Genomic DNA, 25,439 nt, shown 5'->3' with positions numbered 1-25,439 from the left:
ATGAGCGCTGTGTTGCACGACACACCCTTCGGCTCCACGCCAGTGGTGGACCTTAACGATGCACGTCCTCGGCGCTGGGGGTGGTGGTTGCTGCTGCTGGGCTTGGGGGCGTTCTTTTCTTGGGCTGCTTTGGCACCTCTGGATGCTGCGGTCACTTCTAGTGGGTCGGTGGTGGTGAGTGGCAGTCGCAAACTGGTTCAGCCGGTGTCTGGTGGCAAAGTGGCCGCCATCCTGGCGCACGATGGTGACCAGGTGACTGCGGGGCAGGTTTTGCTGCGCCTGGACAGCACCCAGAGCCGCGCGTTGTTGGACATCGCGCGTGGACAATGGTTGGTGGCTATGGCCACGCAGGCGCGATTGACGGCGGAAAACCAAGGCCTCTCGGCTGTTGACTTTCCGCCCGCGCTGCTCGAACTCGGGAATGATGCGCGTGTTGCAGAAGTCATGGAGTTGCAGTCGCGTCTGCTGGATGCACGCCGACAAACCCGTAGCAATGAAATGCAAAGTCTGGAAGCCACCCTGCGCGGCCTGGAGTTTCAGGTGCAGGGGCATGAGGCGGCCCGCTTGGCCAAAGAAACCCAAAGCCGCATGTTGCGCGAGGAGCTGCGTAACCAGCGTACCCTGGCTGACGAGGGGTTTTTCCCACGCAATCGGGTGTCAGAACAAGAGCGCTTATTTGCCGGGATACAAGGTGGGGTGGCCGAGGATTCCAGCAGCGTGGGCAGAACTCGCCAGGCGATTGCTGAAGTGCGTGCCCGCATTGCCACCCGCCAACAAGAGTTCCGCAAGGACATTGAATCGCAGCTCTCCGACATCCAGCGTGAGACCTCGGGGCTGGAGAGTCGCATGCGGGGCCTGGAGTTTGACTTGGCCAACACGGAGGTACGCGCACCAGTGACAGGAACCGTGATGGGGGTGTCGGTCCACACGGTGGGCGGGGTTGTGAGTGCCGGCACGCCTGTCATGGAACTGGTGCCCAAGGACGATCCTTTGCGGGTGGAAGCCCAATTGCCGGTGCACATGGTGGACAAGGTCCGGCCGGGTTTGCCGGTGCACGTGTTGTTCAGCGCTTTGAACCAGGCCAGCACCCCCCATATTGAAGGACGTGTGGTCCAAGTGTCTGCCGATGCACTGGCCGATTCAAGGCAGAATACCAATTACTTCAAGGTCGTCGTTGAGGTCACCCCCCAGGGTATGACACAGCTTCAGCACCAGGAGATCCGGGCGGGTATGCCTGCTGAGGTATTCATCAAAACTGGAGAGCGCACCTTCATGAGTTATTTGCTCAAGCCCCTGTTAGACCGCATGAACCGCGCGTTGATCGAGCCATGAGTCGACGGTTTGTGTGTCGCAGAGGTTGGGGGCCGGGTGTGTTGGCGCTGGTGGGCGCTTGTTCGCAGGGATTGGTCTGGGCCGGCGACTTTGAGCGCGCCTACCTCGCCGCCTTGCAAAATGATGCCCGGTACCAAGCGGCCAAATATGCCTTGACGTCGGCACAGCAGGCCTCCCCCCTGGCCTTGAGTGCCTTGCTCCCCAATGTGTCGGCCAGTCTCTCGGAAACGGCTGTGCAGGGCACACGCAACACCGATGTGGCGGGTGGCGGCACCGTTTCCAGCAACCTGGACTACCGCGCACCGTCCCAAAGTATCAATCTGCGCACCCCTTTGGTGAATCTGGAGGCGTCGGCCCGCTACCGGCAAGCCAATGCCCAGGTGGGTTCTGCGGAGGCTGCGTTTGCGGCACGCAAAGCGGAATTGGTGGACCGGCTGGCTCTGGCCTATCTCCAGCGCATGCTTGCCGAGGACGCTTTTTTGTCCATCCATGCCCAGGTTCACGCCGTGGTGGAGCAGCGCAACCTGATGCGGCGGCGCTTTGAGCAAGGCGAGGGCACCAAGACGGAAGTGGCCGAGGCCCGCGCCAACCTGAGTTTGGTGTTGTCCCAGTGGGCGGATTCCAGGGACCAGATGAACAACGCGCGCAACGCCCTGAACTCTCTGACAGGCCAGCTGCAGGAAGTCATTGCCCGCTTGCCCAGCGGTTTTTCGCCACCCCCTCTGGTTCCCAATGCGCTCCAGACATGGCAAGACATGGCCTTGAACAACAACCCGGATGTGGCTGCCCGCAAATTTGCAGTTGAGGCTGCTGTGGCCGGTGTATCGCGCAGCAATGCCGGTCACATGCCGCGGCTGGACTTGGTAGCCAGTGCTTCCAGCAGCCGTAACGAGTCCGTCAGCAGCCTGAACCAATCGGTTAACCAAGGCAGTGTAGGGGTCCAGCTCAACATCCCGATCTACAGTGGCGGGGCAGTCAAGGCCGCAGTGACCCAGGCCGTGGCCGAGCAGTCCCGTGCCGAGGCCGAGCTTCTGGCCGAGCAGCGGGCCGCCGAACTGGAGGTGGGGCGTCTGTTCCAGGCCGTCTCGTCGGGTGGCGCACGTTTGCTGGCGTACCAGGATGTGCTGGAGTCCAGCCAGGTTGCGCTGGAAGGCACCCGGCGTGGACAAGCCTCCGGGCTGCGCACCAATGCCGACGTGCTGGAGGCTGTGCGCAAGGTGTTTCAGGCGCAGCGCGATTTGGCGCAGGCGCGCTACGACCATATCTTTCAGCGTCTGCGCCTCTACAACAAGGCCGGCATTGCACCCGAGGCGGTGGTCTCGTACATCGACGAGTTGCTGGGCTCGGGCGAAAGCAGCCCTCCCTGAGCCATGACCCAGGTGGCAACGGACTCCTTTGCTGCTGCGTGGGCGCTGTACACGCAAGGTCAGGTGGTACAGGCGGAGCATGCGTTTACCAAGCTTGCCGAGGAGCATCCTGCCTGGGGTGAGGCACTGCACATGCGCGGGGTTTGCCTGCTGCAGCTTAAGCAGCATGGTGCTGCGTTGCCGGCTTTGCAGGCGGCAGCCCAGCACACACCGCAAGACCCGTCGGTGCACTCCAATCTGGGTCTGGTTTTGCGGGCCCTCAAACGCCACGCGGAGTCCTTGGCTGCTTACGACAAGGCCTTGCAGCTCAAACCGGACTTTGCCCAGGCCTGGGCCAACCGGGGCAATGCTCTGCGCGATATGGGGCAAGGGGATGAGGCCATTAGCTCCTACCAACAGGCCTTGCAATGCCAACCCCAGTACGCCCAGGCCCTACACGGCCTGGGGCTGGCCTACGGTGACGTGAAGCGCTGGCCGCAGAGCCTGGCCGCGTTTGATGCGGCGCTGTTGCAAAAGCCCGATTACGCTGTGGCGTACATGGACCGCGGCAACACCTTGCGAGAGCTGGACCGGGTGCCGGAGGCCTTGCAAAGCTACGAGCGGTCGCTCCAGCTCAACCCGCAGTCCGCACAGGCCTGGTCCAACCGCGGGGTAGTGCTCAAGCGCCTGGGGCGCATGGAAGATGCTGCTGCCAGTTATGAGCGTGCGATTGCGCTGGACGCGGGGTTTGTCGATGCCATGGTGAATTACGCCACGCTGCTCAAAGACATGATGCGTCTGTCTGCTGCCGTGGCGATGAATGGCCGCGCCTTGGGGATTGACCCGGACAACAGTGGCGCCCACCTGAATCTGGCGATATGCCATCTGGTAGCCGGTGCGTGGAGCCAAGGCTGGCCTCACTACGAATGGCGCTGGAAAACCGACCAGCTCAAAGACGGGGTACGTACCTTTGCCCAACCACAATGGCGCGGTGAGCCGCTGGAGGGGAAAACTATCTTGTTGCATGCTGAGCAGGGCCTGGGGGATACCCTGCAGTTTTGCCGTTTTGCGCAAACTCTGGCGGTCCGTGGCGCGCGGGTGCTGCTGGAGGTGCAGGCGCCCTTGGTGGGGTTGCTCGCGCCATTGCCTGGTGTGCACACTTTGCTTGCCAGGGGGGAGCCCTTGCCAGCGTTTGATGTGCATTGCCCTTTGCTCAGCGTACCGTTGGCCCTAGGGCTGACGCTGGAGAATATGGCCCCAGTGCATGCCTATTTGCGGGCGGATCCTGTGGCGGAGCGTGCGTGGGCGCTCAAGGCGGGCAGCGATACGGCATTGCGCGTGGGCGTGGTTTGGTCCGGCCGACCGGAGCACAAAAATGACCACAACCGCTCCATCCCGTTCGCGGAGTTTCAACGCATCTTCCGGTCCGGACAGCGCTACCACTGCCTGCAAAAAGAGTTTCGTGCGGCAGACCTTCCAGCCTTGACTGCGCGCAGCGATGTTGCAGTCTGGGATACCCAGTTACAGAGCTTTTCAGACACCGCGGCCCTGATTGCTGCCATGGACCTGGTGGTCTCGGTCGACACCTCGGTGGCGCATCTGGCCGCGGCCATGGGCAAGCCCGTGTGGTTGTTGCTGCCCTTTAGCCCGGACTGGCGCTGGGTCGTGGGCCGCGACGATTCTCCGTGGTACCCCCGTATACGTTTGTTCCGCCAGCCCGACACCGGCCAGTGGGCGCCAGTGCTGGCACACCTTCACCAGGCCTTGGGCCTGTTCACCCGATCACAGGAGACCTAAGCATGTACGAAACCAGTAAATCCATTTTTCACCGCCTGGCGGATTCCCGATACGCCACGCGTTACTTTGTGGGGCAGGGTATTGATATCGGCGCTGGTCCCGATGCCCTGGGGCAGTACGCGGAGTTTTTCCCTCTGATGCGCGCCTGCCGTGCATGGGATATGCCCGATGGGGATGCCGAGCTGCTGGCCACCGTGGCGGACAACTCCTACGATTTTGTGCATTCATCCCATTGCCTGGAGCACATGCGCAATGTTGAGGTGGCGCTGGACAACTGGCTGCGGGTTCTCAAGCCCGGAGGCCATTTGGTGTGTCTGGTGCCTGACGAAGACTTGTACGAGCAGGGTGTCTTTCCCTCCACGTTTAATAGCGACCACAAGCACACCTTTGCGATCCACAAAAAGTCGTCCTGGTCACCCAAGAGCATTAACGTGACGGCCTTGCTGGCGAACACACGCGCCGATATCCAGGTCAAGAAGATTGAATTGCTGGACGCGACGTTTCGCTACAGCCTGCTGGCTGCACTGGGCAAGCGCCTGGACCAGACCACCACCCCGGTGGGCGAGAGTGCGATCGAGTTTGTGATCAAGAAGCTTGCCTAGTGGCCTTCGCAGCAGGCGGCGCGTGGGGGTGCAGCGACCCGCAAAGCGGTGGAGCGTGGGGGCCTGATTACTCCGACAACTTGCGTAGCGTGGCCTTGAGTTGCGCCAGCTCGGCCTGGGCCTTGGCGGCAGCCTGCTGCGCCTGAACCAAGCGATAGTCCACAAAGTTGTCCCATACGCAAGGTGGGTGCTGAAAAAACTGTTTGAGCTCGGCATGCTCTTGGGCTACATAAAATCGGTTCACTGCGTCAAAGTAGACAAAGTCGTATCCGGTGCGCAGTAGCTCAGGCTCCCACTCATCAAAATTGGTTTGGGGGCGGTTGGGCAGGGTGCTTTCCAGCACGATCAGCCAGGGCCGAAAACGCGTACGGTCCAGTCCCTGCAGTACGGCCAGTTCAGCGCCCTCCACGTCCACACTGAGCAGGTGGATGTCTCCGCTGGGCCGGTGTTGCAGCAGCAGGTCTGTCAAGGTGTATTGCTGCACCGTGTGTTGCTGCACGGGTTTGCCTTCCCGGGCATGCATGGCCGCAATCGCCTCGGAGGTGGTGGCGTTTTGCTCCCGCTCTGCAATCTCAAAAAACGTGACCTCCCCGGTGCTGTTGCCCACGGCGCCACGGACCAGAATATCCTCCGGGCGCTGTGTTTCCCAGAGTCGGTGGAAGCGGGTTTGCGGCTCGACCACCATGCCGCGCCAGCCGCGCTGGTAAAGGCAGAAGGTATTGCTGTCCGCCATCGGCTGGTAAGCACCAACATCGATGAAGAACCCCTGGGGCACCTGGCTCAGGGCCCGGTTGATCATCACGTCTTCGAAATTGCGGGTGAACGAGAGGTAGGCCATGCGGCACTTTCTTCAGGGCGAGGGACGGCGACGCAACTTGCCGGCACGGGTGGCATCGTTGCGTACCGCTTTCAGCAGGTTTTTGAGTGGCACACTCCAGTCGCGCCGCTGGGTTTGGCGGTACAGGTGCGCACTGGGGTACCACGGAGAGTCTGTCCGAGAAAGCAACCAGCGCCAATCCGGAATAAGGGGCAAAAGTACACGTACTTTGACTCCCAGCCCTCCCGCCAGGTGCGCTACCGAGGTATCTACTGTGACAAGTTCGTCGACCAGGGTCAGGATGGCGGCCGTGTCCTCAAAGCTGTTGATTTCGGGGCTCAGGTTGGTGACCTTGCAGTGGGCGGGCAACCCCGACAGCTGTTCCACTGCGTCACCCTTCTGCACTGAAATGCACTCCACATGGTCCAGTTGCATCAGGTCTTGCAACTGTGCCAAGCGCAGGGAACGGTTGGCGTCATTGCCATGGGTGGGGCGCCCAGCCCATACCAAGGCAATTCGGTATTTGGTGGTGGGCCCCAGCCGTTGTTGCCAGTGCGCCATCTTGGCGGGGTCTGCCTGCAGGTAAGGAACCTGTGCCGGAACCGTATCCACGGTTGTGCCAAAGCCGGCTGGCAGACTCAGTAGCGGGCATTGGTAATCAAACGGCGGAAGTTCGGCGCCACTCAATACGATCTGGCCCAGGCCCGGCACCCTCGCAGCAATGCTGTGCACCTCGGTCTGCACCACCAGCACTACGTGGGCGCCTTGCTGTGCGAGCAGGGGCACAAACCGCAAAAACTGCAGGGTGTCGCCAAAGCCTTGTTCTGCATGCAGCAGGATGCTTTTGCCCTGCAGGTTTTGGCCGGTCCAGAGCGGTTGGGTGAATGCACGCTTTTCCTTGGCATCGGGCTGTTGCCAGCGGCTCTCATACCGTGGCCATCCTGCCCTGAAGTCACCCGTCAGCAGCTCCAGCAATGACGCATGCAAGGCGGCCTTGATATGCCCCTGGGGGGCGCTTTGTGCCTTGCGGAAGGCCTGTAACGCTTGGTCAAACTGCGCATTTTCCTTGAGTGCAATGCCCAGGTTGTATTGGTATTCGGGGGAGTTGCCGGTGATGGTTACCGCAGCTTTTGCTGCTTGCAGCGCTTCATCCCACAGCCCCAGCGCGCCCAGGGTGTTGCCCAGATTGGACTGGGCTTGGGCGTTGCCCGGCGCCACTTGTACGGCGATGCGCTGGTACTGCAGCGCCTCATGCAGCAGGCCAGCTGCCTTCATGAAGGCCCCGCAATTGGACCAAGCTTCGGGATCGTTGGGAGCTTGTCGGCAGGCGCGCTGGCCGAACATGACGGCGGCCTGTGTGTGGCCCGTGCGAAACGCGGCAATGGCCAAGGCGCTGGCCGCCCGGGAATGGGTAGGGCACTCGCGCAGCGCCCGCCAGAACGCAGGGGAAGCCAGTGCGGGCTCATTGCGCTCCAGCAGCACACGCCCCTGCTCCACATACTCGTGGGCCAGAGCCGCACGCCGCTTGCCACTAGCCGACTGAGGGCTGGCCAGGTCCTTGAGGTCTTTGGCCAGCGTGCTCACCACACTGTCCCAATCGCGGTAGCGCGGCTGGCGCAAGATGCGCACGCTGGGGTACCAGGGAGAGTCTTCCCGTTCCAGCAGCCAGCGCCAGTCCGGCATCCACGGGACCAGCAGCCACACCGGCAGCCCCAGGGCACCGGCCACATGGCAGATCGAGGTATCCACACACACCAGCACATCCAGGTGCTGCAACGCGGCGGCTGTGTCGCCAAAGTCATGCAAATCTGCGGACAGGTCCACCACCTTGGTTTGCAACTCGGGTGGCAGCTGTGTCAGATCGGCACTGCGCGCACCGACCTGGAAAGAATAGAAAGTGGCGCCCTCTGTCGCCAGCACCGGCACCAAGGCGCTGAGCGCCAGCGAACGGTTGGCATCGTTCTTGTGAGCCGGGTTACCCGCCCACACCAGGCCCACGCGCAAGCCCGGGGCCGCAAAACGTGGGGCCCAGGTGGCGCTGCGTGTGTGCTCCATGCGCAGGTAGGGCAGGGTGGGTGGTGTGTTGTGCGACAGACCCAGCAGATGCGGCACGCTGAGCAGCGGGCAGACCCAATCGTAGGCGGGCGGGCGTGAGCCCTCATGCACCAGCTCTACATTGGTCGGCAACACCACCAGGGGGGTCAAAGACTCCTGAATTAATAGCAGCACGCGCAGGCAGCGAGAGGCTAAGAGGTCGATATAGCGTAAAAACTGTAGGGTGTCGCCCAGCCCCTGTTCGGCGTGGACCAGCAGCGTTTGCGTGGGCAGGGGCTGGCCGGTCCACAGGGGCTTGGTGGTCTTGAGACGCTTGGAGGGGAAGTCCGGCACATCAAAGCGGCGTTCGTAGTCGGCAAAGCCACCGGCCAGGTCACCGGCGAGCAAGCGGGCCAGGCCGCGGTTGTAGATCAGCCCCGCGTAGTCCGGCCTAGCCTCCAGACCACGCTCGAAACAGTGCAGGGCGCCCTGCAGGTCACCCACGGCCTTGTAATACGCCCCGCAATTGGACCAAGCTTCGGGATCGTTGGGAGCTTGTCGGCAGGCGCGCTGGCCGAACATGACGGCGGCCTGTGTGTGGCCCGTGCGAAACGCGGCAATGGCCAAGGCGCTGGCCGCCCGGGAATGGGTAGGGCACTCGCGCAGCGCCCGCCAGAACGCAGGGGAAGCCAGTGCGGGCTCATTGCGCTCCAGCAGCACACGCCCCTGCTCCACATACTCGTGGGCCAGAGCCGCACGCCGCTTGCCACTAGCCGACTGAGGGCTGGCCAGGTCCTTGAGGTCTTTGGCCAGCGTGCTCACCACACTGTCCCAATCGCGGTAGCGCGGCTGGCGCAAGATGCGCACGCTGGGGTACCAGGGAGAGTCTTCCCGTTCCAGCAGCCAGCGCCAGTCCGGCATCCACGGGACCAGCAGCCACACCGGCAGCCCCAGGGCACCGGCCACATGGCAGATCGAGGTATCCACACACACCAGCACATCCAGGTGCTGCAACGCGGCGGCTGTGTCGCCAAAGTCATGCAAATCTGCGGACAGGTCCACCACCTTGGTTTGCAACTCGGGTGGCAGCTGTGTCAGATCGGCACTGCGCGCACCGACCTGGAAAGAATAGAAAGTGGCGCCCTCTGTCGCCAGCACCGGCACCAAGGCGCTGAGCGCCAGCGAACGGTTGGCATCGTTCTTGTGAGCCGGGTTACCCGCCCACACCAGGCCCACGCGCAAGCCCGGGGCCGCAAAACGTGGGGCCCAGGTGGCGCTGCGTGTGTGCTCCATGCGCAGGTAGGGCAGGGTGGGTGGTGTGTTGTGCGACAGACCCAGCAGATGCGGCACGCTGAGCAGCGGGCAGACCCAATCGTAGGCGGGCGGGCGTGAGCCCTCATGCACCAGCTCTACATTGGTCGGCAACACCACCAGGGGGGTCAAAGACTCCTGAATTAATAGCAGCACGCGCAGGCAGCGAGAGGCTAAGAGGTCGATATAGCGTAAAAACTGTAGGGTGTCGCCCAGCCCCTGTTCGGCGTGGACCAGCAGCGTTTGCGTGGGCAGGGGCTGGCCGGTCCACAGGGGCTTGGTGGTCTTGAGACGCTTGGAGGGGAAGTCCGGCACATCAAAGCGGCGTTCGTAGTCGGCAAAGCCACCGGCCAGGTCACCGGCGAGCAAGCGGGCCAGGCCGCGGTTGTAGATCAGCCCCGCGTAGTCCGGCCTAGCCTCCAGACCACGCTCGAAACAGTGCAGGGCCTCCGGCATGCAGTGCCGCTCGGTCCACAGGCGGGCCAAGGTGCCCCAGGCGTCAGCGTCTGCCGGTTTGTGCCGCAGTACCAGCAGCAGTTCGGCTTCCGAACGCTCCATACGCTGCAATTCCAGCAGGCATTTGGCCAGCATGAAGCGGTACTCATCGGCCTGGGGTTGCAGTGCACAGGCGGCTTCAAAGTGTGGCAGGGCACGCGGATAGTCCCCACGCCCGTAGAACAGATTGCCCAGGTTGTTGTGGGCCGTATGAAACTGCTTGTCGCAGGCGAGCGCGGTTTCGTAGGCGGTGACAGCTTCATCCAGATGCCCTAGCGCCTTGAGGGCCACACCGCGATTGGCATGGGTGCGTGGGTCTTGTGGCGCCAGCACCGCTTGCTGGTCAAAACGTTCAAGGGCTTGCTGGTGTTGGCCTGCGCTGTTGAGCAGCACCCCCAGGTTGTTCAGCGCATTGGTGTCTTGCGGCGCGTCTGCCAAAACGGCTTCGTAGGAAGCTCGGGCCAAGTCCCAACGCCCTGCACTTTGGTGTGCAAGGGCTTGGGCAAACAGATCAGAGGGTTCTGTACTTGGCTGCCGTCTTGGCATGGGGCGTGGTTAGGTCCATTGGAAGTCAGAAGCACTGAGTCCATCAGACGTAGCGGCCACCAAAGTGAGTTTCATTTCAGCGACGCCGTTACCGTCTGTGTCGACCAACAGTATATTGGTCGCAGAGTCCCATTTGGCCTGCGCGTCGCCTGAATTGGTGAAAGTACTCACCATGCTGAAGTTGCCGTTGCCCAGTCCTTCGAAGACCAGTTTGTCCTGGCCCACCACAAAGTCATTGATCGTGTCAAAAACAGTGGCACTGGACTGCGCAGTGTCGCGGAAGACGAAGTAGTCGGCACCACTGCCGCCAATCAGCAGGTCTGCGCCATTGCTGCCCACCAGGGTGTCGTCGCCACCGCCGCCGTTGAGTGTGGCGCCAATCGTGGACAAAACCATGGTGATGGTGTCGTCGGACGAGCCGCCCAAAACGGTTTCGATGGCGTTCACGGTGACGTTGTTGTTGCCCGTGCTCGACAGGTTCAAGGTGTCCGTACCGCCTGCTAGGTTGTAGGTGACGCCCACGGCAGCGGTGCCCAGGGTTACGGAGTCATTGCCTGCGCCAGCGACCAGGGTTTCCACGTTGGTGATGGTGAGGCTGTTGGGCCCCGATGCGGAGAGCGTCAGGCTGTCGTTGGAGCCGCCCAGGTCAATCACACCGTTAGTGATGGCGTTATTGAGGGTGATGCGGTCGCTGCCGCTGCCGCCATTCACGGTTTCCACCCCACTCAGGGTAATGGTGTTCACTCCGCTCGCCAGGTTGAGTGTGTCACTGCCAGCATTCAGGTTGATCAATCCACCCGACAGGGTGGTGGTCAGTGTCACTGTGTCGCTGCCAGAGGAGCCGGTGACCGTTTCTACGCCCGATGCGGTGACGTCATTGGCGAAGTTGCCCAAAGTCAAAATATCTACGCCAGCACCCAGGTCAAAGGTATTGCCGGTGGCCTGAACGGCCATGGTGATGGAGTCTGCCCCCGAGTTGCCTGTGACGGTCTCGATGGTGTTGCTCATCAGCGTGAACGTGTTTGCCGCGTTGAACAGTCGCAGCTGGTCTGCTCCGTCTCCGAGGTTGAAGTTGGTCGTACCGATCACGGCGGCACCCAGGGTCACGATATCGCTTCCAGTGCCGCCGGTGATGGTTTCCACATTCAGCACGGTGAAGTCATTGTCGTCGTTGCTCAAAATGAGCGTGTCGTTCAGGCTGCCCAGGTCAATCCGGGTGCCGGTCTGACCGGCAGTCACCGTGATGGTGTCAACACCACCCGTGCCGATGATCGTTTCTGCATTGGCAACGGTCAGTGTGTTGCTGCCTGCCGCGGCCAGGATCAGGCGGTCGGTACCCGCGCCCAGGTTGTAGTTGCCACCCACCTGTGCGACGCTGAGCGTGACGATGTCGTTGCCCGTACCGGCCACCAGGGTTTCGACGCCGGTGAGGGTCACGGTGTTGTTGAAATCAGCCAGGGTCAAATGGTCTGCACTGCCTGCACCAAGGTTGAAGATGCCGGCTGAGCTCTGTGTAGTCAGGACAGCCGTGTCATTGGCGGTTCCACCCACCAGGGTTTCCACGTCGGTCAGTGTGACTGCATTGGCGAAGTTGCCCAGAGTCAGCTTGTCCGAACCTGCGCCCAGGCTGTAGACATTGCCTGTGGCGATGTTCGTCAAGGTGATGGTGTCTACCCCTGAGTTGCCAATCAAAGTGTCCACGGTGTTGTTCACAGACAAGGTATTGGCCGCATTGAACAATCGCAGGGTGTTGTTGCCATCGCCCAGAGAGTAGCTGCCTCCGGCGGTTGCGGAGCCCAGCGTAATGTCGTCAGCCCCCGAGCTGCCGACAATGGTTTCCACGCCGGTGGCCGTCAGGGTGTTGTCAAAGTTGGCCAGTGTCAGGGTGTCGATCAGACCGGCGCCAAGATTGAAGTTACCTGCAGTCACCTGGGTCAGGAACGTCAGCTTGTCATCTGCCGCCCCACCCACCACCGATTCCACATTGGAAACCGCTGTCAGGGTGTTTGCTGCTGCCGCCAGTATCAGCTTATTGACACCGCCACCCAGATTCACGGTGCCATTGCTAATGGCGGAGGCCAGAGTGATGGTGTCGTCCGTTGCATCCGCCACGATGGTTTCGGTGTTGTTGACCGTGACGGTGTTGGCGCCACTACTGGCGGTGAAGGTCAGCACATCGCCCGTGCCGCCAGCCAAGTTCACGATGCCGCCGGTGAGGGTGTTGGTGAGTGTGACCAGGTCATTGGCGGTGCTGCCAATGACGGTCTCGATATTGGACAGCGTGACGGTGTTGCCGTTGCCTGCCAGTGTCAGGGAGTCGGAGCCCGCACCCAGATCAAAGCTGCGTCCGCTTACCGCAGCGCTGAGCGTGATGCGATCGATGGCTGCGCCGGCAGTGAGGGTCTCGATGTCTGTGTTCAACACGAGGGTGTTGGTGCCGGCGGTGGCCAGAACCAATGTGTCCGCAGTGCCAGCGCCCAGAGAAATACTGACACCAGACACTGCTGCGGTCAGGGTCACGGTGTCGTCACCACCGCCACCCACGATGGTTTCGGTATTGGCCACCGTCAGGGTGTTGGCGTCGGAGCCCGTGGTTTTGAGCACCAGTTTGTCAATGCCGCCGGCCAGATCGATGGTCTGGTTGGTCACCGACGATCCGAGGGTAACCGTGTCTGCGCCAGCGTTGGCAACCAGTGTTTCCACATTGCTGACCGTGATTGTGTTCACACCGTTGGCGAGTACCAATTTGTCAGCACCATCGCCCAGGTCAAAAGTTCTACCCGAAACTGCAGCCGACAAGGTAACGGTGTCGTCCAGGGTGCCGCCGATCAGGGACTCAATGCTGCCATTGAGCGTCAGGGTGTTGGACGCACTGGCCAGTTGCAGCGTGTCGTTGCCCAGCCCCAGGTCGATGTTGGCGCCAGAAGCAGCGGTGGTCAGTGTGATCACATCAGCGCCCGATCCACCGACCAGCGTTTCGATGCTGCTCAGTGTCAAGGTATTGCCTGCGCCATTGGCAAGCGTGAGCTTGTCGATGCCGTTGCCCAAGTCCACCGTGGCGCCCGAAATAATGGCGCTAAGGGTGATGGTGTCTGCCCCTGTACCCCCGGTCAGCGATTCCACGCCACTCAGGGTCAAGGTGTTCAGGCCGTCGGCCAGGGTCAGCACGTCTGCGCCACTTCCCAGGTTGTAGACGCCTGCGCTTTGGGCTGCCGTAAGTGTGATCAGGTCTGCGCCAGTGCTGCCCGTCAGCGTCTCCACACCGCTCAGGGTCACGGTGTTGCCTGCACCGGCCAGGGTCAGTACGTCGGCACCCGCAGACAGGTGGTAGACATTGCCGGAGACGGCTTCGCTCAGAGTCAGGGTGTCGGCACCAGAATTGCCCAGCACGGTTTCTATGTCGCTGGCGACCGTGAGGCTGTTGGCGCCATTGGCCAGGGCCAGGCTGTCGGTGCCGGTGCCCAGAACCACGCTAAGGCCTGTGCCAGACAGGATGGTGGACAAGGTCACCGTGTCGTTGCCATCGTTGCCGATAAGCGTTTCAATACCGCCTACGGTGATGGTGTTGTTGCCGTTGTTATTGAGCGTGAGTTTGTCACCTGCACCTGCGCCCAGGTCAAACACGGCATTGCTGGCCAAGGTGCTCAGCACGACGGTATCCGTGCCGGAGCCGCCGGCAAAGGATTCGATATTGGACATCGTCACCGTGTTGGCTGCGGTGCCCGTCGCCAGTAGGCGCAAGGTGTCCGTTCCGGCGCCCAGGTCGTAGATGCCACCCGTGACCGGTGCGGTCAGGGTAATGGCGTCGGCCAGTGTGCCGCCCAACAGCGACTCGATACTGCTGTCGATCGACAGCGTGTTGTTGAAGTCGGCGAGTGTTAATACGTCGGCACCCGAACCCAGGCTGATATTGGCGCCCGATACGGCCGCCAGCATGGTGACGTTGTCTGCACCGGTGCCGCCCACCACGGTTTCGATGTTCGCCAGTGTCACGGTATTGGCGCCGTGGGCCAATGTCAGTTTGTCAACGCCCGCCCCCAGATCGAATGTGCGGCCTGTGACTGCTGTGGTGAGGGTAATGGTGTCAACCCCCGAATTGCCCACCAGGGTTTCAATGTCGCCGCCGATGGACAGGGTGTTGGCGGCATTGGCCAAACGTAAGACGTCTGTGCCATCGCCCAGGCTGAAGCTGCCCGAGGTGACGCCTGCGCCCAGAGTGATGTCATCATCGCCGCTGTTGCCAGTGATGTTCTCTATGTTGAGTGCCGTCAACGTGTTGTTGAAGTTGCCCAGCACCAGCGTGTCGGTACCTGCACCGAGGTTGTAGGCGCCCGCAGTGACGGCAGTGCCCAAGGTGACGGTGTCCGCACCAGATCCCCCCACCAAATTCTCTATATTGGACAGTGTGACGGTATTGGCGCCGGTGCCACTGGCCATGAGCGTCAGGGTGTCTGTGCCATCGCCCAGGTCGTAACTGAAGCCCGTGACGGTGCTGGTAAGGGTGATGGTGTCGTTTGCCGTGCCGCCAACCAGGCTTTCAATGCTGTTGTCGATTGACAAGGTATTGTTGAAGTTAGCCAGTGTCAGGACATCTCCCGCACCAGCGCCCAGGGTGACCGACCCGCCTGCGATTGCCGTGGCCAGTGTCACCAGATCGTTGCCGGAATTGCCCACAATGGTTTCGACGTTCGACACCGTAATCGTATTGGCACCGTTGGCCAGGGTGATCTTGTCGCTGCCTGCTCCCAGGTCAATCGATCCGCCAGTGACTACGCTGCTCAACACCAGGGTGTCTGCACCGGTGCCACCCACGATGGTTTCGATATTGGCCAGTGTCAGGGTGTTCGCGCCATCTGCGAGTTGCAAGGTGTCTGTGCCACCTGCCAAGTCGTAGCTATGGCCGCTTACCGCACTGCTCAGGGTGATCGTGTCCGCTGCGGAGTCGCCCACCAACGACTCGATGGAGCCGTTCAGTGTGAGTGTATTGGCCGCTAGGCCCGAGAGGTTCAGGCGGTCTGCGCCAGCACCCAGGTCATAGCTGTTGCCACTGACACTGCCGTCCAGGGTGATGGTGTCAGCACCCGAGTTGCCCAGAATGCTTTCCACCGTGCTGCTGGCGGTGAATGTATTGGTACCCAAGGCCAGGTTCAGGGTGTCGGTTCCCGCACCCAGGTTGTAGGTGCCGGCACTGATGGCGCCACTGAAGGTCACCGTATCCGCGCCAATACCACCCGTGATGGTCTCCACTGTGTTGAATGCGGTGACGGTGTTCACTCCGTCAGCCAAGGTCAGCGCATCAGCACCTGCACCGAGGTCGATGGTGCCACCGGTCAAGGTGGTCTGCAGCGTGACCGTGTCTACACCGCTTCCGCCCGTCACACTTTCCACGTTGGAGGCCGTTACCGTGTTGCCGCCGTCAGCCAGGTAGAGCTTGTCTACGCCAGCGCTCAAGTCCAGCGTGGCTCCGCTCACGGCTGCGGCAAAGGTGATGATGTCTGCACCGGCATTGCCTGTCACGGACTCTACGCTGGTCAAGGTCATGGTGTTGCCACCAGCTGCCAACGTCAGACTGTCTGCGCCTGCACCCAGGTTGACTGAGGCGCCAAATGGACTGGCGCTGGAGAGTGTGATGGTGTCGTCGCCCGAGCCACTGGTGGTGAGTGTTTCCACGCCATCCACCGTGGCGACGTTGGCGCCCACCGCGAGAGTCAGGGCATCGCTGCCGCCACCCAGGCTGACACTGCCGCCCGTCAAAATCGTGCTCAGGGTGATGTTGTCGTTGGCGCCCGCGCCAACCAAGGATTCCACATCGCTTACTGTGACCGTGTTGTTGCCAGCCCCGGAGAGGGTCAGGACGTCATTGCCAGCCGCCATGGCAATGGTGGCGCCGTTGACAGCCGCACCCAGCGTGATGTCTTCGTCGCCCGCGGAGCCGGTAATGGACTCCACCGACGACGCAGTCAAAATGTTGGTGCCGTTGGCGAGTGTCAGGCTGTCGGCACCGCCGGACAGATCGAACACCGCACCCGACACCGCTTGGGTCAGGGTGATTGCATCGGCCGCCGTGCCGCCATTGATGCGCTCCACACTGGCGTCCAGCGTCAGTGTGTTGTTGCCACTGGACGCCAGGTTCAAGGTGTCTGTACCCGCACCCAGGTTGAAGGTGCCGCTGCTTTGTGCTGCACCCAAGGTGATGGTGTCTGCACCGGTTCCGCCGGTGATGGTCTCAATATTTGTGGCGGTCAGGTTGTTGGTGCCGTTTTTCAGGACCAGTTGGTCCGTGCCATCACCCAGATCGATATTGCCACCTGCGATGACGGTGTTCAGCGTCACTACGTCTGCACCACTATCGCCCACAATCGTTTCCACGTTGCTGGTAGTGACGGTATTGGCACCGTTGGCCAGCGTAAGTTTGTCGCCAATGCTGCCACCCAGATCAATCTGGGCGCCGCTGATGGCTGTACCCAGGGTGACGTTGTCTACCCCGGTGCCGCCGGTGATGCTCTCTACGTCGGTGGCGGTCAGCGTGTTGCTGCCGTTGGCCAGTGTCAGTCGGTCGGTGCCTGCGCCCAGGCTGTAGATGGCGCCGCTCACCGTAGTGGTGAGGGTCACGGCATCTGCACCTGTGCCACCCGTGACAGTTTCTACGGTGCCGTTCAACGACAGCGTGTTGGCGCCATCAGCCAACACAACGCGGTCACCTGTGCCGCCGCCCAAGTCCACGGTGACACCGCTGACTGCGGCGCTGAAACGCACCGTGTCGTTGGCACCAGCGCCGCTGATGGTTTCGATGGCGTTGACGGTCAGGTCGTTGGCACCGGCGCCAGACAGAATAATGCGGTCTCCGGCGCCCGCGCCCAGATCGTACGTTTGGCCCGACACGGCGCCAGCCAGTGTGACGATGTCGTCCCCCCCACTACCGACCAAGCTCTCGATCGTGGTGGCTACGGTCAGGGTATTGCCGCTGGCCCCCAAAGTCAGGGTGTCACTGCCGGTACCCAGGTCTACGCTACCACCCGATACGCTGGTAGCCAGTGTGATGGCATCGTCACCGCTGCCGGTGGCTGTGATAGTCTCTACATTGCTCAGGGTCAGGGTGTTACCACCCGCAGCCAAAGTCAAGGCGTCTGTGCCCACGCCCAGGTCGATGCTGCCGGCCGTCAGGGCCGCGCCGAGCACCACGCTGTCATTAGACGAGCCCCCGGTGATGGTTTCGATGTCGGTGGCCGTGAGGGTGTTGGCCGCTGCGCCAGACAAGATCAGGCTGTCGGCGCCAGCACCCAGGCTGTAGTTGCCGCCCGTGACGGCAGTGGTCAGGGTGATTGCGTCGGCCAGGGTACCGCCCGCCACGCTTTCAATCCCGCTCAGAGTCAGTGTGTTGGCCACATTGGTCAACGTGAGGGTGTCGCTGCCGGTGCCGCCACTGACGGATTCCGTATTGCTCACCGTCAGGGTGTTGGTGCCGTTGGCCAAAACCAGTCGGTCGCTGCCGTCGGCCAGGTTCACTGTGGCACCGGTCACCGTGCTGCCCAGTGTCACCAGGTCTGCGCCGGAGTCTCCAGTGATGGTTTCCGCGCCAGTGACGGTCAGGGTGTTGGCGCCATTGGCCAGCGTCAGGCTGTCGGTGCCAGCGCCCAGATTAACGACGGCGCCCGTAACGGTGGAGCCGAGTGTGACGGCGTCATCACCCGTGCCACCGGCAAGTGTTTCTACTCCGCTGACGGTGAAAGTGCCGCCCGAGTTGGACAGAGTCAAGGTGTCCACGGCTGCACCCAGGTCCACGGTGGCCGCAGTGCTACCGCTACCCAGCGTAATGGTGTCTGCCCCTGTGCCGCCAGTGAGGCTTTCCACATCGCTCACCGTGAGCACGTTCACACCGTTGGCAAGGACCAGGGTATCGGTGCCTGCATTGAGGTCGATGGTGGCACCCGAAAGCGCACCGCCCAGGGTGACTGTGTCGTCTCCAGTGCCGCCCACGATGCTTTCCACCTGCAGGGTGGTGACCGCATTGGTGCCGTCGGCCAGGGTCAGGGTGTCTGTGCCTGCGCCCAGGTTGACCGTGGTGTCGGTAATGGCCGTGCCAAAGGTTACCGTGTCTGCTGCGGTGCCACCGTTGACTGTTTCCACGTTGGAAATGGTCAGGGTGTTGGCTCCGTTGGCCAGATTCAGGGTGTCGTTGCCACCGTTGAGGTTGATGGAGCCGGAAACAGCATCCGTCAGGGTGATAGTGTCTGCCCCCGCATCGCCCACCACAGTTTCCACGCCTGTCACGGTTAATACGTTGGCGTCATTGAACAAGGTCAGCGAATCGGTGCCCGCGCCCAGGTTGATGGTGCCGCCGCTCACGCCGGAGCCCAAGGTCACGGTGTCCGCACCGCTGTTGCCAGTAATGGTTTCAACGTTGCTGACCGACAGGGTGTTGGCGCCGTTGGCCAGAATCAGGGTGTCGGCACCAGCGCCGAGGTTGGCGTCCAGCGCGGTCACGGCGGTGGCCAGCGTCACGGTGTCAGCGCCAGAGTCGCCCACCAGAGTTTCCACACCAGTAATGGTGAGGCTGTTGGGCGAATCAAACAGGGTCAGCGTGTCGGTGCCGGCGCCCAGGTTGATCTGGCCGTTGGTAATGCTGTTGCCCAGGGCCACGGTGTCGTCTGCCCCCAGGCCCACGATGGACTCGGTGTTTTTGGCAATGACGTTGTTGTTGCCCGCGGCACTCAGGTTCAGCTGGTCGGCGCTGCCTGCGCCCAGGTCGTACACGCCGAAGGAGCTAGCATCGGCCAGGGTCAGGGTGTCGTTGCCGGTGCCGCCTACGACGGTTTCTACGCCGGTGGTGGTCAGGGTGTTGGGCGCATTGGCCAGGATCACTTTGTCCGCAGAGCCCGTGCCCAAGTCAATCTGGCCGGCGGTCAGAGCGGTGGTGTAGGTCAGCTGGTCGACGCCAGTGCCGCCGGTGACGGATTCGATGTTGGACAGCGTCAGTGAGTTGCTGCCGTTGGCCAGGCTCAGGCTGTCGGCACCTACGCCCAGGTCCACACGCATATTGGACACAGCGGCACTCAGCACAATGGTGTCGTCGCCGGAGCCTGATGTCAGGGTCTCCACGCTGTTGCCCAGCGTCAAGGTGTTGTTGCCGGTGGTGGACAGCGTGAGTTGGTCATTCGAGCCTGCGCCCAGGTCGTAACTGCCCGTGCTGACCGCTGCACTCAGGGTAATCGTGTCGTTGCCGTTGCTGCCCACCAGGGTTTCAACCGTGGTGTCCAGCGTCAGGGTCGAGCTGGCGCCCAGCGTCAGTGTGTCGGTGCCTGCGCCCAGGGACACGGTGCCCCCCGTCACAGCGGCCGACAGCGTGACGTTGTCATCACCCGTGCCGCCGTTGATGGATTCGACGCCACTGAGCGTGACGGTGTTGGCTGCACCATCGGCCAGGATCAGGCGGTCGGTACCACCATTGAGGTTGATGGTGGCACCTGTGACGACGGTGCCCAGCGTGACGGTGTCATTCAAGTTGCCACCGCTGATGCTTTCGATGTCGGTGGCGGTCAGGGTGTTGTTGCCGGTGCCGGAGAGCGTCAGGCTGTCTGCCCCGGTGCCCAGCGAATAAACGTGGCCGGTCACGGCTGCCGTGAGGGTGATGGCGTCGGCCCCGGTACCGCCAATGACGGTTTCCACACTGGCGTTGAGCGACAGGGTGTTGGTGCCGTCAGCCAGGGTAATTTTGTCTTGGGTGCCTGCCCCCAGGTCAATGGCCGTACCCGAAACGGCGGCGGTAAAGGTCACCGCATCGTTGGCGGTCCCGCCCACCAGGCTTTCGATGCCGATGGCGGTGATGGCGTTGTCACCGGTGCTGGAGAGGGTGAGGCGGTCCGCACCACCACCCAGGTCGTAGGTGAGGCCGGTGACTGCGCTGCCGACGGTAATCAGGTCGTTGCCTGCGCCGCCCACCAGGGTTTCCACCGTACCACTGACGGTCAATGTGTTGCCGCCCGCTGCCAGATTCAGGGTGTCGTTGCCGGCGGCCAGGTCAAAATTGCCCCCGCTGACGCTGGCACCCAGCGTCACGACATCGTCGCCGGTGCTACCGGCAATGGTTTCCACAGCAGACACGGTCAGCGTGCTGCCGTTGCCTGCGAGCGTGAGTGTGTCCGTGGCGCCACCGCCCACAACACTTTCCACGCCGGTGACAGTCAAGTTGTTGGCGCCGCTGGCCAGGGTGACCGTGTCGGTGCCGCCTGCCAAGTCGTAGCTGGCGCCGCTAACTGCCGTGCTCAGGGTGATGGCATCGTTTAGCGTGCCACCCGTTAGGGTTTCAATGCTGCTGACGGTCAGGGTGTTGGCAATATTGGTCAGCGACAGGGAGTCGTTGCCCGAGTTGCCCACCACGGTTTCGACATTGCTCACCGTCAGTGCATTGGTTGTGTTGGTCAGCATGACGGTGTCACCCGCATTGCCGCCGACCACGGTTTCCACGCCAAGTGCGGTCACGGTGTTGGTGCCGTTGGCCAGTGTCAACACGTCCCCGGTGTCACCTGCCAGGTTGACGGTGGCGCCGCTGATGGCGGCACCCAGGGTTACCAGGTCGGCGCCTGCGCCGCCGGTAATGGATTCGGTGCCCGACACGGTGAACGTGCCGCCCGCTGCCGCCAGAGCCAAAGCGTCTGCACCAGCCCCCAAGTCAACGGTGGCCGCCGTAGAACCCACGCCCAGCGTCACGGTGTCGGCGCCCGTGCCGCCCAGAATGGATTCGATATTGGTGGCTGTCACGGCATTGGTGCCGTTGGCCAGAATCAGTTCGTCGTTGCCGCCCAGCAAATCGAAGGTGCCCGACGCCATGGCACCGCCCAGGGTGATGGTGTCCGCACCTGCGTTGCCCGTGATGCTTTCTGCCGCGGTGACGGTGAGTGCGTTGGTGCCACTGGCCAAAGTCAGGCTGTCTGCGCCCACCCCCAGGTTCACGGTGCCTGCCGCGACTGCCGCGCCGAAGGTGACCGCATCGGCACCGCTGCTGCCGGTAAAGCTTTCGGCGTTGCTGACGGTGATGGTGTTGGCGCCTGAACCGTTGCCCAGCGTCACTTGGTCTGTGCCCGCGGCAAGGTCATAGGTGCCGCCCGTGACCACATTCGAGAAGGTGATGTTGTCCGTGCCACCATCGCCCAGCACGGACTCGACGTTGTTGACTGTGATGGTGTGGTTGCCCAGCGAGAGGGTCAGCGTATCGGTGCCGGTGCCTAGGTTGAAGGTGGCGCCAGAAATGCCGGCGCCCAGTGTTACCAGATCATCGCCGGTGCTGCCGGTCAGGCTCTCGGTGCCGGATAAGGTCAGTGTGTTGCCGTTGCCTTGCAGTACCAGTACATCGGATACCCCGTCGCCTAAGTCCACGGTACTGCCACTGGCCATGGCACTGGTGATGGTGACCGTATCGGCCCCCGAGTTGCCGACAATCGCCTCGATGCCTGTGGCCGTGACCACGTTGGCGCCATCGGCCAAATTGAGTTGGTCGGTGCCACCCCCCAGGTCCACAATGCCGCCCGAGATGGCCGCGTTGAAGGACACGGTGTCATCACCCGCGACACCCACAATGGTCTCGATGTTGGACACTGCCAACACGTTGTTGGCGTTGGCCAGGGTGATCTTGTCGTTGCCGGCGCCCAGGCTGTAGGTGCCGTTGGTGGTGATGGTGGTCAGCGTCAGTGTGTCGTCACCGGTGCCACCGATCACGGTTTCCACATCGGTGGTGGTCAGGCTGTTGGTGCCGTTGGCCAGGGTCAGGCGGTCGGTGGCGCCTTCGGCCAGGTCAAAGGTGCCGTTGGTGACGGTGGTGCTTAGTGTGATCTGGTCTGCCCCAGAGCCACCCACGATGGATTCCACGTTGGAAGCCTGGAAGGAGTTGGAGCTGTCGGCCAGGGTCAGGGTGTCGGTGCCACCTGCTGCGTCAATAACCACATTGGTCAGCGCTGCCGAGAAGGTGATGTTGTCGGCACCCGCGCCACCCACCACAGTTTCGATGCTGCCGTTCAGGGTCAGGGTGTTGCCGCCTGCGGCCAGGTTCAGTTTGTCGGAGCCGGCGCCCAGGTCGTAGCTGCCAGCGGTGACTGCCGCGCTCAGTGTCACGGTGTCGTTGCCGTTGCTGCCCACCACGGTTTCGATGGTGCCGTCCAGCGTCAGTGTAGAGGCGCCGCCCAGTGTCAGTTTGTCGCCGGTGCCATCGCCCAAGGTGATGCTACCGCCGGTCACGCCGCCGGTGAAGGTGATGTCATCGTCGCCACTGCCGCCCGTGATGGTTTCGATGGCGGTGACCGTGGCGGTGTTGTTAGCAGTGCCGGTCTGCGCCAGTGTCAGGCTGTCCTGGCCATTGCCCAGGTTGAAGGTGCCGCCAGTGACGGCCGCGCCGAGGGTGATGGTGTCGTTGCCGGTGCCGCCGGTGACGCTCTCCACGTTGGACAGCGTCATGGTGTTGGTGCCACTGGCCAGGGTCAGTACGTCGGCGCCGCTGGCCAAGTCAATGGTTGCGCCTGTGATGGCTGCGCCCAGCGTGACGGTGTCTGCACCGCTGCCCCCCAGAATGCTTTCCACGCCCGTTGCAGTCAGGCTGTTGCTGGCCGTGTCGAACAGGTTCAGCACGTCTGCGCCAGCACCCAGGTTGATGCTGCCCGCGGCAATGGCCGAGCCCAGGGTAATGGTGTCGACGCCAGAGTTTCCGGTGATGGTTTCGGTTCCCAGCACGGTCAACGTGTTGACACCGTTGGCCAGGGTGAGGTTGTCGGTGCCCGCTGCCAGGTCAATGCTGCCGCTGGCTTGTGCCGCGCCTAGGGTCACGGCGTCGGCGTCTGCGCCGCCCGTGATGGACTCTGCACCTGAAATATTGAGGGAGTTGCCACCCGCCACCATGGTGACTACGTCGCCAGTGCCGCCTGCCAAGTCAATCGTTACGCCAGAGGAGGCGGCAGACAGGGCCAGCACATCGTCGCCTGCGCCGCCGGTGATGGATTCGACACCGGTCGCGGTCACGGTGTTGCCGCCTGCGGCCAGGGTCAGGCTGTCGGCGCCATTGCCCAGGTTCACGGTGGCACCAGTAATTGCGGCACCGAACGTGACCGTGTCTGCGCCGGTCCCACCGGTCAGCGACTCGGCATTGCTCAGCGTCATCGTGTTGGTAGCGCCAGTCAGGGTGATGGCGTCGGCGCCATCACCGAGGTTGTAGGTGGCGCCTGCGATGGCGGCCCCCATCGTGATGGTGTCAGCGCCGGAGCCTGCGGTCAGTGTCTCCACCCCGGTGGCGGTGACGCTCTGGCCTGTCGTGTCCGAAGCCAGCAGCGTCAGGGTGTCTGCGCCACTTCCCAGATTCACTACGCCGTTGGTGATCGCTTCGTTCAGGGTAAGGGTGTCGGCGCCGGAGTTTCCGGTGATGGTTTCCGTGCCCGACACGGTGAGGACGTTGGTGCCGTTGGCCAGGATCAGGGTGTCGGTGCCGTCGTTCAGGTCGATGGTGCCACCGGACTGGGCCACGCCCAGCGTGATGGTGTCGGCTGCGGAGTCGCCCAGGACGCTTTCGATGTTGGACAGGGTCAGGCTGTTGGTGCCAGTGCCAAACAGGGTAAGCACGTCGGCGCCAGCGCCCAGGTTGATGGTGCCGGTTTGGGCTGCGCCCAGCGTGATGGTGTCGTCGCCCGAGGCGGAGGTGGCGATGCTTTCGGCCCCGGTGATGGTGGCCGTGTTGCCACCACCCGCCAGTGTCAGCACGTCAGCGCCAGCCTTCAAGTCGATGACCCCTGCCGCAGTAATGGCGGAGGTGAGGGTGACCACATCGGCCAAAGTGCCGCCGGAGACGGTTTCAGCGCCCGCCACCGTGATGGTGTTGGTGCCGTTGGCCAGGGTGATGGCGTCGGCGCCAGCGCCCAAGTCAAAACTGCCGGAGGTTACGACGCTGGACAACACCAGTGCATCGTCACCAGCGCCGAGGCTGATGTTGGCGGCGCCTATGGATCCGCCCAATGCCACCGTGTCTGCCCCTGTGCCGCCTACGACGGTTTCGACGCTGTTCAGGGTGATGTTGTTGGTGCCGTCGGCCAGGGTGACCTTGTCTGTACCCGCGCCGGCATTGATGGTGGAGCCGGAGGTGGCTGCGCCCAGTGTCAGGGTGTCGGCCCCGGTGCCGCCGGTAATCGACTCGATATTGGAGACGGTGGCGGTATTGGTGAAGTTCCCCAAGGTCAGCGAGTCGGCTCCTGTGCCCAAGTCGATGGTGGAGTTCAGCGCGCTGCTGATCGTGATCGCATCATCACCCGTGCCCCCGATGATCGTGTCAATGTTTCCCGGCAGGGTCAGGTCGCTGTTGCCGTCGGAAATGGTGATCGTGGTCATGTGGGGCCTCTCGAAAGATGGTGTCTGCTAACTAGCCTAGCCTTGGATGGTTTTCGCTACAAGCGGAAACCACCGGGGCGTTCGGAGGCCCAGGCCCCCGAAACTAACAATTCGGCATCTCATGGTTATTACGGCAGTTTTGAAGAAGTCTTTAGGATTTGCCTGTCCGGGCCGATACCGTGCCACTACAGGGCGTAGTGCAGCCGCCAGGTGCGGTCAGAGTCTCCGATGGGCCGCCAAGGAAAAAAGGCATCAAATTGGCCTCTAGCACCCGTGGAATATGCGCAAGCAGCTCCTATTTTGATAGTAAATCAATCAGACTTGCATATTCATGATGTCGGTGTAGGCTTGCACCATGCGGTTGCGCACATGCAGCGTGGCCTGGAAGCCGATCTGGGCTTTCTGGATCGCCACCATGGTCTCTTCCAGGCTGACTTTGGGGTTTTCCATCTGGACTTCGCGCTGCAGCCGGGTCGATTCGTTCTGGGTTGCGCTGACCGATTGCAGTGCGCCTTTGAGCGCGCCGGAGAAGCTGCCCCCCACCCCTTCCGTGGAAGACGCCCCTGCTGGGCGCACCCCGGCGCTGGGGCGAATCGTGCTGGGCATGGTGACGGGGGTGAGTTTGAGGTCCATGGCAGGTCTCTCTGGTCTTGACGTTGGGGCGATCCTAAGACGCGAGGCCATGCCGTATTTTTTTGAATTGCTGGGTAAAGCGGGTGCTTATTACCCTAATGTTTTTGGGGGTGGGTCGAATAATCAGCCCCATTCAGTCAGGCGAGCCGCGCCCCACCGCATTGGAAACCA

At 62.4% G+C, this 25,439-nt stretch carries 8 protein-coding genes; 4 read left to right on the top strand and 4 right to left on the bottom strand.

Annotated elements, in window-relative coordinates:
* The 4 genes from C5F53_RS11125 to C5F53_RS11110 are packed head-to-tail and all read left to right on the top strand — an operon-like array spanning nucleotide 1 to nucleotide 5,077.
* Nucleotides 1-1,332, top strand: coding sequence for an HlyD family type I secretion periplasmic adaptor subunit (locus C5F53_RS11125; RefSeq protein WP_105261420.1), 1,332 nt, complete (start codon nucleotides 1-3; stop codon nucleotides 1,330-1,332).
* Complete coding sequence (locus C5F53_RS11120; RefSeq protein WP_105261419.1) at nucleotides 1,329-2,699, top strand: TolC family outer membrane protein; 1,371 nt, start codon at nucleotides 1,329-1,331, stop codon at nucleotides 2,697-2,699. The genes C5F53_RS11125 and C5F53_RS11120 overlap by 4 nt, the downstream gene beginning before the upstream one ends.
* Nucleotides 2,700-2,702: 3 nt before the next feature.
* Nucleotides 2,703-4,475, top strand: coding sequence for a tetratricopeptide repeat protein (locus C5F53_RS11115; RefSeq protein ID WP_105261418.1), 1,773 nt, complete (start codon nucleotides 2,703-2,705; stop codon nucleotides 4,473-4,475).
* Between the two features lie 2 nt (nucleotides 4,476-4,477).
* Complete coding sequence (locus C5F53_RS11110) at nucleotides 4,478-5,077, top strand: class I SAM-dependent methyltransferase (RefSeq protein ID WP_105261417.1); 600 nt, start codon at nucleotides 4,478-4,480, stop codon at nucleotides 5,075-5,077.
* Nucleotides 5,078-5,144: 67 nt separating this feature from the next.
* Here the strand turns inward: C5F53_RS11110 and C5F53_RS11105 are convergent, their stop codons facing one another.
* The 4 genes from C5F53_RS11105 to fliE form a co-directional block, all read right to left on the bottom strand.
* On the bottom strand, nucleotides 5,145-5,915 hold the full coding sequence (locus C5F53_RS11105) for an FkbM family methyltransferase (RefSeq protein WP_105261416.1): 771 nt from the start codon (nucleotides 5,913-5,915) through the stop codon (nucleotides 5,145-5,147).
* A gap of 12 nt (nucleotides 5,916-5,927) precedes the next feature.
* Nucleotides 5,928-10,280 (bottom strand): tetratricopeptide repeat protein, encoded by a 4,353-nt coding sequence (locus C5F53_RS11100; protein ID WP_105261415.1) that lies wholly within the window; start codon nucleotides 10,278-10,280, stop codon nucleotides 5,928-5,930.
* Nucleotides 10,281-10,289: 9 nt separating this feature from the next.
* Nucleotides 10,290-24,635: a hypothetical protein gene (locus C5F53_RS11095; RefSeq protein WP_105261414.1), complete on the bottom strand. Its 14,346-nt coding sequence runs from the start codon at nucleotides 24,633-24,635 to the stop codon at nucleotides 10,290-10,292.
* Nucleotides 24,636-24,950: 315 nt separating this feature from the next.
* Nucleotides 24,951-25,268, bottom strand: coding sequence for a flagellar hook-basal body complex protein FliE (gene fliE, locus C5F53_RS11090; protein WP_105261413.1), 318 nt, complete (start codon nucleotides 25,266-25,268; stop codon nucleotides 24,951-24,953).
* Between the last annotated feature and the right edge of the window lie 171 nt (nucleotides 25,269-25,439).

It is taken from the genome of Rhodoferax sp. TS-BS-61-7 (genome assembly GCF_002943465.1).
Classification (GTDB): Bacteria; Pseudomonadota; Gammaproteobacteria; order Burkholderiales; family Burkholderiaceae_C; genus Allorhodoferax.
The sequence above is the reverse complement of the archived record's forward strand: the minus strand, read 5'-3'. Positions and strand labels throughout refer to the sequence as shown.

Coding starts and splice junctions, on each gene's coding strand:
- C5F53_RS11125 (WP_105261420.1), top strand. CDS start 1: ATGAGCGCTGTGTTGCACGACACACCCTTCGGCTCCACGCCAGTGGTG.
- C5F53_RS11120 (WP_105261419.1), top strand. CDS start 1,329: ATGAGTCGACGGTTTGTGTGTCGCAGAGGTTGGGGGCCGGGTGTGTTG.
- C5F53_RS11115 (WP_105261418.1), top strand. CDS start 2,703: ATGACCCAGGTGGCAACGGACTCCTTTGCTGCTGCGTGGGCGCTGTAC.
- C5F53_RS11110 (WP_105261417.1), top strand. CDS start 4,478: ATGTACGAAACCAGTAAATCCATTTTTCACCGCCTGGCGGATTCCCGA.
- C5F53_RS11105 (WP_105261416.1), bottom strand. CDS start 5,915: ATGGCCTACCTCTCGTTCACCCGCAATTTCGAAGACGTGATGATCAAC.
- C5F53_RS11100 (WP_105261415.1), bottom strand. CDS start 10,280: ATGCCAAGACGGCAGCCAAGTACAGAACCCTCTGATCTGTTTGCCCAA.
- C5F53_RS11095 (WP_105261414.1), bottom strand. CDS start 24,635: ATGACCACGATCACCATTTCCGACGGCAACAGCGACCTGACCCTGCCG.
- fliE (WP_105261413.1), bottom strand. CDS start 25,268: ATGGACCTCAAACTCACCCCCGTCACCATGCCCAGCACGATTCGCCCC.